This window comes from Streptomyces sp. NRRL F-5122 (assembly GCF_001507435.1).
Lineage (GTDB): Bacteria > Actinomycetota > Actinomycetes > Streptomycetales > Streptomycetaceae > Streptomyces > Streptomyces lannensis.
This window is the reverse complement of the sequence record NZ_LMWH01000275.1, coordinates 1-13,029: the sequence shown is the minus strand read 5'-3', so window position 1 is coordinate 13,029 and position 13,029 is coordinate 1. Positions and strand designations below refer to the sequence as shown.

The following is a 13,029-nucleotide window of genomic DNA, read 5'->3' as shown; positions in this document are numbered from 1 at the left end:
CGGCAAAGGCTCGCCCCGGCCGGGCGTAGCGTAGACGCCATGACGAAGTACGGATCCTTCCCCGGTACGCGTCCCCGTCGTCTGCGTACCACCCCCGTCATGCGCCGTATGGTCGCCGAAACCCGGCTGCACCCGGCCGACTTCATCCTCCCGGCGTTCGTGCGGGAGGGCATCGCCGAGCCCGTGCCGATCTCGTCGATGCCGGGCGTCGTGCAGCACACCCGGGACAGCCTCAAGAAGGCGGCCGTGGAGGCGGCGGAGGCGGGGATCTCCGGGATCATGCTCTTCGGTGTGCCGGAGGAGTCGAAGAAGGACGCCGTGGGCACGCCGGGGACCGACCCGGAAGGGATCCTCCAGGTCGCCATCGGCGATGTGCGTGCCGAGGTCGGGGACGACCTCCTCGTCATGTCCGACCTGTGTCTGGACGAGGTCATCGACCACGGCCACTGCGGTGTGCTCGACGCCCAGGGGCGGGTCGACAACGACGCCACTCTCGAGCGGTACGCCGAGATGGCACAGGTACAGGCCGACGCCGGTGCCCATGTCGTGGGGCCCAGCGGGATGATGGACGGCCAGATCGGGGTCGTCAGGGACGCGCTGGACCAGATCGGGCGCGAGGACGTCGCGATCCTCGCCTACACCGCCAAGTACTCCTCTGCCTTCTACGGCCCGTTCCGCGAGGCCGTCGCCTCGTCCCTGAAGGGCGACCGCAAGACCTACCAGCAGGACCCCGCGAACTGGCGGGAATCCCTGCGGGAACTCGCCCTCGACCTGGAGGAGGGCGCCGACATGGTGATGGTCAAGCCGGCCGGTCCCTACCTCGACGTCCTGGCGAAGGTGGCGGACGCGGTCGACGTGCCCGTCGCCGCGTATCAGATCTCCGGTGAGTACGCGATGATCGAGGCCGCCGCGGAGAAGGGCTGGGTCGACCGCGACCGCGCGATCCTCGAGACCCTGACCGGCATCAAGCGGGCCGGTGCGCGCTCCATCCTCACGTACTGGGCCACCGAGGTCGCACGGCAGCTGCGCTAGCCCCCTGCCCTTGTTCTGGTACGTCGGGGCCGTCGGTGAGGCACGCGGTGCGGTGTCCTTCGCCGGCCGGGCGAGGAGTCCGCACCGGGCCCGGATCACCCGGCGCCGGTCAGCCCTTCGTGCCGAACCACAACTCGGCGAGTGCGTCGATGCGTGGTTCGGAAGGGGACGGAAGCTCGTCCAGACAGAAGGGCAGGTCGCTGTACACGTGCAGCAGCGTGTACGCGAGCAGTTGGTACGGGTCGTGCGGTGAGCGCCCGTAGGCCTCGTAGAAGCGGCGGAGCTGGCGTGGGTCGCCGCGCGTGACGAACAGGCCCGCGTTCACGAAGTCGTACGCGGGGTCGCCGATCATCGCGGGCTCGAAGTCGAAGAGCCCGGTCAGCCGACGGCCGTCGCGCATGTCGATGGTCAGGTGCTCCGGCATGAACTCGGTGTGGAGCAGGGCCAGGTCGGTCGACGCGGGCAGCGGAACCGAGTCCAGGAACTCGGGGATCCGGCTCAGCCAGGGCTCTCTCACGCCGTTGGCGGTGTGGTGCCCCGTGGCCCGGGCGCGCTGCCGGTCCAGGAACGCGCCCCAGTCCGTGGGGCCGAGGACGTCCGTCAGTGGCGCGTGGTTCATCGCGTGCAGGGCGGCGAGCGTCTCGGCCGACTCCGTGACGATCCGGTCCCGTTCGGTCGCCGTGAGACGTGGCCATGCCTCGGCGACGCTCAGGCCGGGCAGCCGGGACATCAGCACGAACCGCCAGCCGTTGGAGTACTCGTCCGTGGCGTGCAGCCGCGGTGTGGGCAGCGGAAGTTGACCCCACAGGTGGGCCAGGACCCGCGCCTCCCTGATCGCTTCCGTCGTCTCGAACCGTGGATACAGCTTCAGCACCAGATCGCCGCCGACCGCGTACACGGGGCGCGAACCGTCGTCGAAGCGCCGCACCGGCAGTCCGACGAGACCGAGACGGTCGCAGAGGTCGAGTGCGGCCGGGCGCAGCACCGCCTCGTCCGAGACCATCGCTTCCAACTCGTCGATCGTGTCCACGCTGGGCAGCATGGGCCGCATGCTAGAGCCCAAGAACGGTCGTCCGCATGACGATACGAGGTTGTTGCATGGGGCAGCCATGCCCCCGGGCGCGCGAACGAGACGGTTTCGAGCGGTGTGCCGACGGGGGTTCCTCGCCGTGCGGGCGCCGGTGCCACACAAGGAGCCGCCGCCGTGACCTTCATCAACAGTGCGATCACCGGTTCGCCGCAACCCGCGTTCGCCGCCCGGGTCGCCTCCGTCGGCGGCTCTCCCGTACGGGACATCCTGGCCGTCACCGCTCGTCCCGAAGTCGTCAACTTCGCGGGTGGACTGCCCGCTCCCGGTCTCTTCGACTCGGAAGGCGTGACCGCCGCCTTCCACGCCGTGCTGACCGGGGCCGCGCTGCAGGCGCTGCAGTACTCCACGACTGAGGACGAGCCCGGGCTCAGGGCCGCGCTCGCGGACCGCACCTCCGTGCGCGGTCTGGCCACGGCCGCCGACGACCTGCTCGTCACCACCGGCTCGCAGCAGGCGCTGTCCCTGCTCGCGACGGCCCTGCTCGACCCCGGCGACACGGTTCTCGTCGAAAGCCCCTGCTATCTCGCGGCCCTTCAGGTGTTCGGCTTCGCCGGCGCCCGGATCGTGCCCGTGCCCGGCGACGCGGACGGGATCGATCCGGACGCGCTGGAGGAACTGGTGGTCGGGGAGCGTCCCAAGCTGCTCTACACGGTCCCCACCTTCCAGAACCCCACCGGCCGCACTCTGCCGGCCGACCGCCGTGCCGCGGTCGCGCGGGTCGCCGCCCGGCACGGGCTGTGGATCGTCGAGGACGACCCGTACGGCGAACTCCGCTTCGAGGGCGAGCGTGTGCCCTGGATCTCCTCCTACGAGGACGCAGGCGACCGCAGTGTGCTGCTCGGTTCCTTCTCCAAGGTCATGGCGCCGGGGCTACGGCTCGGCTGGCTGCGGGCACCGGCGGCCCTGCGGCGGGCGTGCGCGGTCGCCAAACAGGCCGCCGACCTGCATACACCGACCGTCAACCAGCTTGCCGCGGCCCGCTACCTGGCCGACCGTGATCTGGACGGCCATGTGGCCCGGGTGGCCGCCGCCTACCGCGAGCGACGGGACGCCATGCTCGCCGGACTTCCGGACGCGCTGCCGGAGGGATCGGACTGGAACCGGCCCGAGGGCGGCATGTTCCTGTGGGCCCGCCTTCCCGAGGCGTACGACACGACGGCCCTGCTGCCGCGCGCGGTCGAACAGGATGTGGCGTACGTTCCCGGCGCGCCCTTCTATGCGGGCGCGCCGGATCGGTCGACGATGCGGCTGTGCTTCGTCACACACCCGCCGGAGGAGATCGCCGAGGGACTGCGGCGCCTGGGGAGGGCACTGGACTAGGGCGAGCGGGTCAGTCCCACCAGAAGGACCAGATCCTCCGGCCCAGGACGTCGTGTTCGGCGTACTCCCGCAGCGTGTTGGGGTGCCCCTGGGTGATGTTGTCCGGGCAGAAGGCGAAGTGCTCGGCGGCGACCTCCTCCGCCTCGGCGGCGGTGGTCGGCGGCGCCGCAACCGACAGCACGAGCTGGTCGAAGGTGAGCGCGACGACCCGTATGCCGAAGCGGTCCTCCCAGGAGCGGAGCACGGCACACAGACGGGCCGTGTCGTCCTCGTGGTTCAGGGGCCCGCCCCAGCCGATGGCCGCGGGTATGTCGGCGGAACGACGGGCCGGAACCAGGGCGAGGCGCGGCTCCTTGAACCAGGAGCCCTCCTCCAGCAGGGAGTCGGCGACCTCGGCGGCGCGCGCGTCGGGGTCGGCCGTCAGCCGGGGAGCGGCGGCGAGTCCTGGCCACTGCGGGCCGAAGGGGGCGAGCATCTCGTCGAGTTCGTCGTCGGCGTCCTCGTCGCCCCAGAACCCGGCCAGTACCTCCTCGGCGTCGTGATCGCCGGGGTACGACATCTCGCCCGGCATCAACTCCCATTCCTCGGGCCCGCCCTGGGTGCCGCCGACGTCCACGAGCACCGGGAGGAGGCCCGCCCGCGCCCCGGGCGCACCCAGCCGCGCCCAGTTGCCGGAGGACGCGGGGCGCCCGGCATGCCACAGCAGCGGCTCGTGCCAAGGCCCGTCGTCCGTCGCGTCGATCAGACTCCCGGGCGGGAGTTCAAGCCCGAGCGCGCGCCCGCTCGGATCGGCCGCCAACCGGGGCAGCGGATTGGGAAGTGTCGCCATGCCGGTGACTGTAGGGGCAGCCACTGACAACGGCTCTAGCGGGTCGCGTAGTCCGTGAACGCGGCCCAGGCCTCCGGAGAGACGGTGAAGATGGGCCCGGTGGGGTTCTTGGAGTCGCGGATGTGGACCGCGCGATCGGTCCCGAAGTCATCGCTTGCGAAGGCGACCTCGAGGCACTGACCGCCCTCGCTGCTGCTGTAGCTGGACTTGCGCCACGTGTAGGCGACTTCGAGGCACTGGCCGCTTTCGTCACTGCTGTCGGTCGACTTGAACCACGGAAGCGCGGTGCTCATTGCTCTCCTAGCAGTCGGTCCAGCAGGCTTCTGGAGTCCTCGACGGTGAGGGCCTGAGTTCGCAGCATCGCATATTTGCGCGCCAGGATGGACACCTCGTTCGGATCGGAGACCCACTGGCTGCCGCGTTGGGATTCGGCGTAGGCGAGATGCTGGTGATCCGCTGTCTCGAGCAGGGTGAACGAGCCCGCATCGCCGGCGTGCGACGTACGGTCGAGCGGCAGGACCTGGAGCGACAGGCCGGGTAGCCGGGATTGCTCGTGCAGGTGCCGCAGTTGCTCACAATGCGTCTCGCGCCCTCCCGTGGGCATGCGCAGCGCGGGCTCCCAGACGACAAAGCTGAGCGTCGGCGGCACCTTGCGATGCAGGAGCTCCTGGCGGCCGATACGTGCGGCGAGCTTTGTCTCCAACTCGTCGTCCTCGTAAGGCGGAACGCGCCCGCTCAGCAGCGCCCGGGCGTAAGTCTCGGTCTGGAGCAGCCCCGGGACGACCAGGGCGTCGTACCAGGACAATGAGACGGCCCCACGCTCGTGCTGCACATACAGCTCTGCCCACAACGGGAACTGGTCGATCTCCGGAAGGTTCGCCACCCCGGCCGACAACATCCCTTTGGTTCCCAAAAGTTCGTCCAGCGACGCGGCCAGGTCCGGCTTCAGCGGACGTCGGCCCTGCTCGATCGACGCGATGGTCTCCTCGTCGATCATCAACCGCTCGCTGAGGGACCGTTGGGTGAAGCCGGCCGCGCGGCGGGCCGTGCCGAGCTGCACGCCCAGCATCCTCGTGGCCGAGAGGTTCTTCTTCCGCGGAAGCTTCCTGGAGTTCATGCTGGACCACCTCCCCACGCCTGCCCGTACGCGACCCCGAACGAACCCGTACAAAAAATCCGTACGGGCTCACCCGGTGATCCAAGGTAGTCACTCTCCGCAACACTCGTCCCGTGAACGAGACGATCCAACTCCCGCCCCTGCGCGAGAGGTTCTTCCGGCGCGAGCGGCGTTCCGTCCCGGCCGCCAGGCGGTTCGCCCACGAGACCCTGACCGGCTGGGGGCTCACCGAAGGCGAGCGCCGGGACGACGTGCTGCTGTGCGTCAGCGAGCTGGCGACCAACGCGCTGATGCACGGTGTGCCGCCGGGCCGCCAGTTCCGGGTGTTCCTGCGGTACGACCGTGTGGTGCTGCGGGTGGAGGTGCACGACAGCGGGCCCGGCGTCCCCCGTGTCCTCGACGAGGCGGGAGAGGGCGGCCGCGGGCTGCTGCTCGTCGCCGCGCTCGCCGACAAGTGGGGTGTCGGCGAGCGGGAACTCGGCAAGGTGGTGTGGTGCGAGTTCGCTTCCCCACCACCCGGGGACCTCACCAGGTGAGGGCGTCGGACGCGGTCGCCTGCCAGTACGTCGCGGTCAGCTCGCTGTCGTAGTGGACGCCCTTGGCGGGCAGCTTCACCTCGGCCGTCGGGCCCGCGTCACTGCGCGGGGTCCGCCCCTGGAAGAGGACGGTCAGCTTGTGGCCCGTCGTGCCGTTCTCTCCGCTGCCGTCGGCGGCGGAGAGACGTACACCCGCGTAGCCGGACTCACCGGGGGCGAGCGTGGTGACGGCCTGCGGCCGGCTCTCCTCGAACGCCCCGGGCGCCCACTGCATCTCGTCGAACCGCAGGAAGGGGTAGTACGTCAGGGCGCACGGCCGCGAGCCGGTGTTCGTGGCGGTGATCAGCATGTGGTCGACGGGACGGGACACCTCCTGGGCGGTGACGCGGGTGTTGGCGCCGTTGCACAGGACAGGGGAGGCGGTCGTCGTCCCGCTGCCCTTGCCGGAGGCGGAGCCGCCGCCCGCGGAACCCGTGCCGGTCCCCTTGCCCGTGTGGGACGCCGCGTCCGACCCCTGCGCGGTCGACGACCCGGAGCCCGAACCCGCCTGAGAGGAACCGGTGTTCTGTGCGGCGGGGCTGTGCGCGGCGGACGACACGGTCGGCGTCGACGACGCCTTGCCCTCGTCCTGCGTGCCCATGCCGCTCTGGCACGCCGTCAGGGCCAGAACGGCGAGCGCGGCCGTGGTGGTGGCGAGCAGTGCGGTGTGCGGGCGGGCGTTGCGGAAGGTGCGCATGGCTGGATACCTCGTTCGCGGTTCCGGGATGGCGCACGCCGCCCGGCCGGTCGGCGGGAGCGGCGTGCTTGGATGGCCTGAAGCCTGCGGGGCGATCTGTCCCAGCCGCTACGACCGGCGGACCATCAGGGACACTGGAACGTCCGCAGTAGCGCTGAGCTGGGGGAACGAGGTGTCTCTGGGATGCCGGGACGGGATGCGGGAAGCGGAGGAATGGTGTCGGGGGTGGATGCGGCAGACGCGTTCGGGCAGTCGCTGCGGGATTTGAAGGAGCGGTCCGGGCTGAGTTACGGGCTGCTGGCCAAGCGGCTCCACATGAGCACGTCGACGCTGCACCGCTACTGCAACGGGGATGTCGTGCCGACCGACTACGCGCCCGTGGAGCGGCTGGCCCGGTTGTGCAAGGCGTCACCCGACGAACTGGTCGAGTTGCACCGCCGATGGGTGCTGGCCGACGCCGTGCGGGAGAGGAAGGGCAGGACGGCCGCCGGACAAGCGGCGCGCCCCGCCGAGCCGGACGCGGATGCCGGGCCGGGGCAGGAGCGGGCGGACGGGGACTCGGCGGGAAGTACCGCGGAACCGGGGGCCGGTGGTACGGGAGCAGACGGGTCCGGCGCCGCCACGGAGCCGGCGCCGCAGGACGATCGAGGGGCCGTCCACGAGGAGCCGGGCACGGGCGCACGTTCCGGCACCCGCCGACGCATACGCTCCGCGGTGCTCGTCCCGGTCGGTGCCCTCGCGGTCCTGGGCGCCGCCACACTCGCGTGGAACCCCTTCTCCGGCACCGGGGGGAGCGGTGTCCAGAGTCCGCCGGGCGCGTCGTCCACCGTGGGCGGACGCGGGCCGGCGGTCGGCCTCGGCACCGCGGGCCCGACGGCTCCCTCGCCGTCGCGGCCCGGCGACGGCGCGGACACGGCGGCCGACGCGGGCCGGAGCCCCGAACCGGGTGTCGGCTCGCTGGGCTCGAGCCCCACGGCGGCCGACGGCGCGGACACGGGCTCGGGCGTACCGCTGACGGTCAACACCCGCCCGTACGCCTGGGAGGACCAGTGCAGCCAGCACTATCTGATCGACCGTTCGGCGCAGCAGGTGCCACCACCGCCCACCGAACAGGACGCCCCGGGCTGGGTGTCGGCCCTCGGCGCGGTGTCGTCGGGGGAGCAGTACGTCTCCCTCACGGTGCAGGGCACCGGCAGCCGGACCGTGGTGCTGGAGGACCTGAGGGTCCGGGTGGTGTCGTCGGACGCGCCCCTGGCCTGGAACGACTACTCCATGGCCGTCGGCTGCGGCGGTGGTGTGGGGACGCAGGCGTTCGGCGTGGACCTGGACGCGGGCCGTCCGTCCGCGGTGCCCGCGCAGGGGCAGCGCGACTTCCCGTTCAAGGTCAGCGAGTCCGATCCCGAGGTCTTTCACGTCCTGGCCCGCAGTACCGCGCACGATGTGCGCTGGTACCTGGAACTGGAGTGGTCCAGCGGTGCACGGCACGGCACCGTCCGGATCGACGACCACGGCAAGCCGTTCCGGACGAGCGGGGACACGGGACGGCCGGGCTACGACTTCCCGCTCGGTGGCGCGGAGTGGATCACGCGGCAGGGCGGCTGACGCACGAGAGCCCCGCATCCCGGGAACCGGCCCGGGATGCGGGGCTCTTCGCGACGGCGGCGCGGTGTCAGAGCCGCTCGGGCGTCCTGATGCCGAGCAGCGCCATGCCCTCGTGCAGGGTGCGGGCCGTGACGTCGCACAGGAACAGGCGGTTCTCGACCTGATCGGGCGTCTCGGCCTTGAGGACCGGGCACTTGTCGTAGAAGGACGTGTAAAGAGAAGCCAACTGGTACAGATACCCGGCCAGCTTGTGCGGTGCGTACTCCCGGGCGGCCTCCGCCACCGTCTCCGCGAACTGGTCCACGTGCAGGCCCAGTTCGCGCTCGGCGTCGGCCAGTTCCAGCTCGGGGTGCGCGGCCGGGCGTACCTCGCCGGCCTTCCGCAGGATCGACTGGATACGGGCGTAGGCGTACTGGAGGTAGACGGACGTGTCGCCGTTCAGCGACACCATCTGGTCGAGGTCGAACTTGTAGTCCCGGCTCGCCGACGTCGACAGGTCCGCGTACTTCACCGCGCCGATGCCCACCTGGGACCCGCGCTCGGTGATCTCCTCCTCGGACAGGTCCTGCGCCTTCTCCCGTACGACGGCTGAGGCGCGCTCGATCGCCTCGTCGAGAAGGTCGACCAGGCGGACCGTCTCGCCCTCACGGGTCTTGAACGGCTTGCCGTCCTTGCCGAGGACCGTGCCGAAGGCGAGCTGGTACGCCTTCACGTCGTCGTTCAGCCAGCCGGCCCGCCGCGCGGTCTCGAAGACCATCTTGAAGTGCAGCGACTGGCGGGCGTCCACGACGTAGATGATCGAGTTCGCCTTGAGGTTGAAGACGCGGTCGCGGATCGCGGAGAGGTCCGTGGCCGCGTAGCCGTAGCCGCCGTCCGACTTCCGCACGATCAGCGGCACCGGCTTGCCGTCCGGTCCCTTGACGTCGTCGAAGAAGACGCACAGGGCACCCTCGGAGCGGACCGCCACACCGGACTCCTCCAGCAGGCGGCACGTCTCCTCGAGCATGTCGTTGTAGCCGGACTCGCCGACGATGTCGGGGTCACGGATATCCATGTCCAGCTTGTCGAAGACGGAGAAGAAGTAGATCTTCGACTCGTCGACGAACTTCTGCCACATGGCGAGCGTGCGCGCGTCGCCTGCCTGGAGGTCGACCACCCGGCGCCGGGCCCGCGTCTTGAACTCCTCGTCCGAGTCGAAGAGCCTGCGGGCCGCCTTGTAGAGCCGGTCGAGGTTCGACATCGCCTCTTCGCCGGTGACCTCGGCGGCCTTGTGGTCCAGCTCGTGCGGGTGCTCGTCCAAGTACTGGATGAGCATGCCGAACTGGGTGCCCCAGTCGCCGATGTGGTGGCGCCGGACGACCGTCTCGCCGGTGAACTCCAGGAGCTTGACCACGGAGTCGCCGATCACCGCGGAGCGCAGGTGGCCGACGTGCATCTCCTTGGCCACGTTCGGCTGGGCGTAGTCGATGACCGTGGTGCCCGCGGTCTCGGAGGGCGGCACGCCGAGGCGGCCGTCGGGGTCGGCGGCCCGGGCGGCGAGGTTCTCGGTGATCGCCTTGTCGGTGACCGTGATGTTGAGGAAGCCGGGCCCGGAGACCTCGACGTCCTTGATCAGATCACCCGTGACGACCTTGTCCACGACCTGGGTCGCCAGCTCGCGCGGGTTCGCCTTCGCCTTCTTCGCGAGTGCCAGGATCCCGTTGGCCTGGTAGTCCGCCCGATCGCTTCGTCGCAGCAGCGGGTCCGCGTCGGCGGCCTCGGGCAGGGCGGCCGAGAGGGCGTTCGCGAGGCGCTGCTGGACGGAATCGGTGAGGGACGTGACCGAGGCCATAGGAGTGGGTGCCGTTCTCCTCGTGCGAACAGATGGACACGCCCAGTATCCCATGCGGGGTAAAGCGATTTTTCCCTTCGCGGGCCGGACGTCGGCCTGTGCCCGGGCTTCATCGAGGATGTGGCGGGGCCGTGAAAAGGCGTTTTCGTCGTGGCGGCCCCGCCTGGGACAATGGAGTGGTCAGCCGTGCGACCGTACCGGCTGCCCATGGAGAAAGAAGGACGTGCCGATCGTGGCTCAGAGCACCGAGACCACCGACTGGGTCTCCCGTTTCGCGGATGAGGTCATCGAGGAGTCGGAGCGTCGGGCCCCGGGCAAACCGGTCGTCGTCGCGTCCGGACTCTCCCCGTCGGGCCCCATCCACCTGGGGAACCTGCGGGAGGTCATGACGCCCCATCTCGTCGCCGACGAGATCCGGCGGCGCGGATACACGGTGCGCCACGTCCTGTCCTGGGACGACTACGACCGCTACCGCAAGGTGCCCTTCGGGGTGCCGGGCGTCGACGAGTCCTGGGCCGAGCACATCGGCAAGCCGCTGACGTCCGTGCCCGCTCCCAAGGGATCGGCTCACCCGAGCTGGGCCGAGCACTTCAAGGCCGCGATGATCGAGTCGCTGGCCGAACTGGGCGTGGAGTACGAAGGCATCAGCCAGACGGCGCAGTACACCTCCGGTGCATATCGCGAGCAGGTCCTCTTCGCGATGAAGCACCGCGGCGAGATCGACGCCGTCCTCGCGCAGTACCGCACCAAGCCCAAGGCCGCCGCCAAGCAGCAGCAGAAGCCCGTCGACGAGGCCGAGCTCGAGGCCGCCGAGGGCTCCGGCGCGGCCGGAGAGGACGACGGCAGCTCCGGCTCCGCCGGGTACTTCCCGTACAAGCCCTACTGCGGCCGGTGCGGCAAGGACTTCACCACCGTGACGGCGTACGACGACGACACCACCGAGCTGACCTACACGTGCTCGGACTGCGGGTTCACCGAGACGGTGCGGCTGAGCGAGTTCAACCGCGGCAAGCTGGTCTGGAAGGTCGACTGGCCCATGCGGTGGGCCTACGAGGGTGTCGTCTTCGAGCCCTCCGGCGTCGACCACTCCTCCCCGGGTTCCAGCTTCCAGGTCGGCGGCCAGATCGTCGGGATCTTCGGCGGCGAACGGCCCATCGGCCCCATGTACGCCTTCGTGGGGATCAGCGGCATGGCCAAGATGTCCAGCAGCAAGGGCGGGGTGCCGACCCCGGCCGACGCGCTGCGGATCATGGAGCCCCAGCTGCTGCGCTGGCTCTACGCCCGGCGCAGGCCCAACCAGTCCTTCAAGATCGCCTTCGACCAGGAGATCCAGCGGCTCTACGACGAGTGGGACAAGCTGGCGCTCAAGGTCGCCGACGACTCCGCGCTGCCGGGCGACGTGGCCGGGTACACCCGGGCGACCGGCACGGCCGCAGGCCCGCTGCCCTCCACCCCGCGTCCGCTGCCCTACCGCACGCTGGCGTCCGTCGCAGACATCACCGCCGGTCAGCAGGACCAGGTGCTGCGCATCCTGTCCGACCTCGACCCGGCCAACCCGCTCACCTCGGTCGACGAGGTCCGGCCGCGGTACGACAGGGCCGAGGCCTGGATCAACACCCAGGTGCCGGCGGACCAGCGCACCGTCGTCCGTACCGAGCCCGACGTCGAACTGCTGAAGTCCCTCGACGAGCAGGGGCAGCAGTCGCTGCGGCTGCTGCTCGAGGGCCTCGCGGAGCACTGGTCCCTGGACGGGCTCACCCACCTCGTGTACGGCGTGCCCAAGGTGCAGGCCGGGTTCTCCGCCGACGCCACGCCCAAGGAGCTGCCGCCGGAGATCAAGACCGCGCAGCGGTCGTTCTTCGCGCTGCTCTACCACCTGCTCGTGAGCCGTGACACCGGTCCGCGGCTGCCCACCCTGCTGCTCGCGGTGGGACAGGACCGGGTGCGCACGCTGCTCGGGGAGTAGGACCTGTCGTACGCCGACGAGGGCGCTCGGTGATGACACCGGGCGCCCCCGTCGTCGTACGTGCCGGGAGTTATGCGATGTGGTCCTCTTCCAGTTCCGCGGTGTGGCGGTTCGTGAAGCGGCTGACCATGCGCTTGGCGTCGTCCGAGGCGAGGCTGATGCGGAACTCCGCCTCGACGTTGTCGATGAACTCGCGCGGTGTCGGATAGCTGCCGTTGATCGACTGCTTGAAGACCTGGTAGTACGACTCCTCGTCCGGTTCCGGTGCGCCGCCGCCCTCGCCGAGCTCGCGCATGCGGTTGCCGGAGACGGGGATGGGGAAGCTCCCGGTGTCCTCGGGAGAGGGTTCCAGGGGCTGCACCGGGACGGGGTTCCGGTACTGATCCGGAACCGGGTTCGGGTACTGCTCGGGGATCTGGTTCCGGTACTGCTCCGGGATCTCCTGGACGGGGTTCTGGTACTGCTCCGCCTGCTGCTGCGCCTCGTAGAAGTGCCAGGGCTCTTCCTCGCCGACGTAGGAAGGTTCCGGCTCGTAGCCCGGGTCGTATCCGCCGTGGTAGTCCGGCGGCTGCTGCTGGGTGTTGAACCAGGGGCTCTGCTCGGGGTTCTCGGCCTGGACGGACTGCTCGGGGTGCTGCCGGCCCTCGAGCTCGGGCCGCGGCTCGCCGGCAGGCGCCGCCTGCTGGGCGACGGGCCCGGTCCCCGCGGCGCGACTCGCCGGAGCTGCGGCCGGCTCCGGCGACGGGGGTATGAGGGCCGGTTCTATCCCGGCCGCCGCCAGGCCCGCAGGGGCGGTGTCCATCAGCGGGACGCCGTACTTGGCCAGCCGCAGCGGCATGAGCGACTCCACCGGCGCCTTGCGGCGCCAGGCGCGGCCGAAGCGGGAGCGCAGGCGGGCCTGGTAGACGAGACGTTCCTGTTCCAGCTTGATGACCTGGTCGTAGGAGCGGAGCTCCCACAGTTTCATCCG

General features: G+C 70.5%; 11 protein-coding genes and 1 pseudogene. 5 read left to right on the top strand and 7 right to left on the bottom strand.

Annotated elements, in window-relative coordinates:
* Positions 1 to 39 precede the first annotated feature (39 nt).
* Positions 40 to 1,032 carry a porphobilinogen synthase gene (hemB, locus tag ADL25_RS37920; RefSeq protein ID WP_059132473.1) on the top strand — a complete coding sequence of 331 codons (993 nt, stop codon included), beginning with the start codon at positions 40 to 42 and terminating at the stop codon, positions 1,030 to 1,032.
* A gap of 109 nt (positions 1,033 to 1,141) precedes the next feature.
* Here hemB and ADL25_RS37915 read toward each other — a convergent pair whose 3' ends face one another.
* Complete coding sequence (locus ADL25_RS37915) at positions 1,142 to 2,074, bottom strand: phosphotransferase family protein (RefSeq protein ID WP_059132472.1); 933 nt, start codon at positions 2,072 to 2,074, stop codon at positions 1,142 to 1,144.
* Positions 2,075 to 2,236: 162 nt separating this feature from the next.
* Here ADL25_RS37915 and ADL25_RS37910 point away from each other — a divergent pair, with 162 nt between their 5' ends.
* Positions 2,237 to 3,442 carry a PLP-dependent aminotransferase family protein gene (locus tag ADL25_RS37910; protein ID WP_059132471.1) on the top strand — a complete coding sequence of 402 codons (1,206 nt, stop codon included), beginning with the start codon at positions 2,237 to 2,239 and terminating at the stop codon, positions 3,440 to 3,442.
* 10 nt (positions 3,443 to 3,452) lie between these two features.
* Here ADL25_RS37910 and ADL25_RS37905 read toward each other — a convergent pair whose 3' ends face one another.
* From ADL25_RS37905 to ADL25_RS37895, 3 genes are read right to left on the bottom strand one after another with little or no spacing between them, the layout of a single operon-like run.
* Positions 3,453 to 4,271 carry a DUF4253 domain-containing protein gene (locus tag ADL25_RS37905; RefSeq protein WP_059132470.1) on the bottom strand — a complete coding sequence of 273 codons (819 nt, stop codon included), beginning with the start codon at positions 4,269 to 4,271 and terminating at the stop codon, positions 3,453 to 3,455.
* 35 nt (positions 4,272 to 4,306) lie between these two features.
* Entirely contained in the window at positions 4,307 to 4,564 is a 258-nt protein-coding gene (locus tag ADL25_RS37900) for a DUF397 domain-containing protein (protein WP_059132469.1), read from the bottom strand.
* Positions 4,561 to 5,388, bottom strand: a complete 828-nt coding sequence (locus ADL25_RS37895) for a helix-turn-helix domain-containing protein (RefSeq protein ID WP_059132468.1) — start codon at positions 5,386 to 5,388, stop codon at positions 4,561 to 4,563. Before ADL25_RS37895 ends, ADL25_RS37900 begins: the two co-directional genes overlap by 4 nt.
* Before the next feature lie 113 nt (positions 5,389 to 5,501).
* Here ADL25_RS37895 and ADL25_RS37890 point away from each other — a divergent pair, with 113 nt between their 5' ends.
* Positions 5,502 to 5,924, top strand: coding sequence for an ATP-binding protein (locus ADL25_RS37890; protein ID WP_059132467.1), 423 nt, complete (start codon positions 5,502 to 5,504; stop codon positions 5,922 to 5,924).
* On the opposite strand, the gene ADL25_RS37885 is transcribed toward ADL25_RS37890, so the two are convergent.
* Positions 5,914 to 6,660, bottom strand: coding sequence for a DUF4232 domain-containing protein (locus ADL25_RS37885; protein ID WP_059132466.1), 747 nt, complete (start codon positions 6,658 to 6,660; stop codon positions 5,914 to 5,916). The genes ADL25_RS37890 and ADL25_RS37885 overlap by 11 nt on opposite strands.
* Positions 6,661 to 6,885: 225 nt before the next feature.
* Here ADL25_RS37885 and ADL25_RS37880 point away from each other — a divergent pair, with 225 nt between their 5' ends.
* The gene (locus tag ADL25_RS37880; protein ID WP_420711408.1) at positions 6,886 to 8,262 is read left to right on the top strand and encodes a helix-turn-helix domain-containing protein; all 1,377 of its coding nucleotides are present in this window, start codon (positions 6,886 to 6,888) and stop codon (positions 8,260 to 8,262) included.
* A 67-nt stretch (positions 8,263 to 8,329) separates the two neighbouring features.
* On the opposite strand, the gene argS is transcribed toward ADL25_RS37880, so the two are convergent.
* A complete protein-coding gene (argS, locus tag ADL25_RS37875) occupies positions 8,330 to 10,093 on the bottom strand; it encodes an arginine--tRNA ligase (protein WP_059132464.1) in 1,764 nt (587 codons plus the stop codon).
* A 223-nt stretch (positions 10,094 to 10,316) separates the two neighbouring features.
* On the opposite strand from argS, the gene lysS reads away from it, so the two are divergent.
* On the top strand, positions 10,317 to 12,059 hold the full coding sequence (lysS, locus tag ADL25_RS37870; protein ID WP_059132463.1) for a lysine--tRNA ligase: 1,743 nt from the start codon (positions 10,317 to 10,319) through the stop codon (positions 12,057 to 12,059).
* Positions 12,060 to 12,129: 70 nt separating this feature from the next.
* Here the strand turns inward: lysS and ADL25_RS37865 are convergent.
* Positions 12,130 to 13,029 (bottom strand): annotated as a pseudogene (locus tag ADL25_RS37865) (hypothetical protein); the annotation flags it as partial.

What these genes read in the sequence shown, in the direction of transcription:
- hemB (WP_059132473.1), top strand. Translation starts at nt 40, where the DNA reads ATGACGAAGTACGGATCCTTCCCCGGTACGCGTCCCCGTCGTCTGCGT.
- ADL25_RS37915 (WP_059132472.1), bottom strand. Translation starts at nt 2,074, where the DNA reads ATGCTGCCCAGCGTGGACACGATCGACGAGTTGGAAGCGATGGTCTCG.
- ADL25_RS37905 (WP_059132470.1), bottom strand. Translation starts at nt 4,271, where the DNA reads ATGGCGACACTTCCCAATCCGCTGCCCCGGTTGGCGGCCGATCCGAGC.
- ADL25_RS37900 (WP_059132469.1), bottom strand. Translation starts at nt 4,564, where the DNA reads ATGAGCACCGCGCTTCCGTGGTTCAAGTCGACCGACAGCAGTGACGAA.
- ADL25_RS37895 (WP_059132468.1), bottom strand. Translation starts at nt 5,388, where the DNA reads ATGAACTCCAGGAAGCTTCCGCGGAAGAAGAACCTCTCGGCCACGAGG.
- ADL25_RS37885 (WP_059132466.1), bottom strand. Translation starts at nt 6,660, where the DNA reads ATGCGCACCTTCCGCAACGCCCGCCCGCACACCGCACTGCTCGCCACC.
- argS (WP_059132464.1), bottom strand. Translation starts at nt 10,093, where the DNA reads ATGGCCTCGGTCACGTCCCTCACCGATTCCGTCCAGCAGCGCCTCGCG.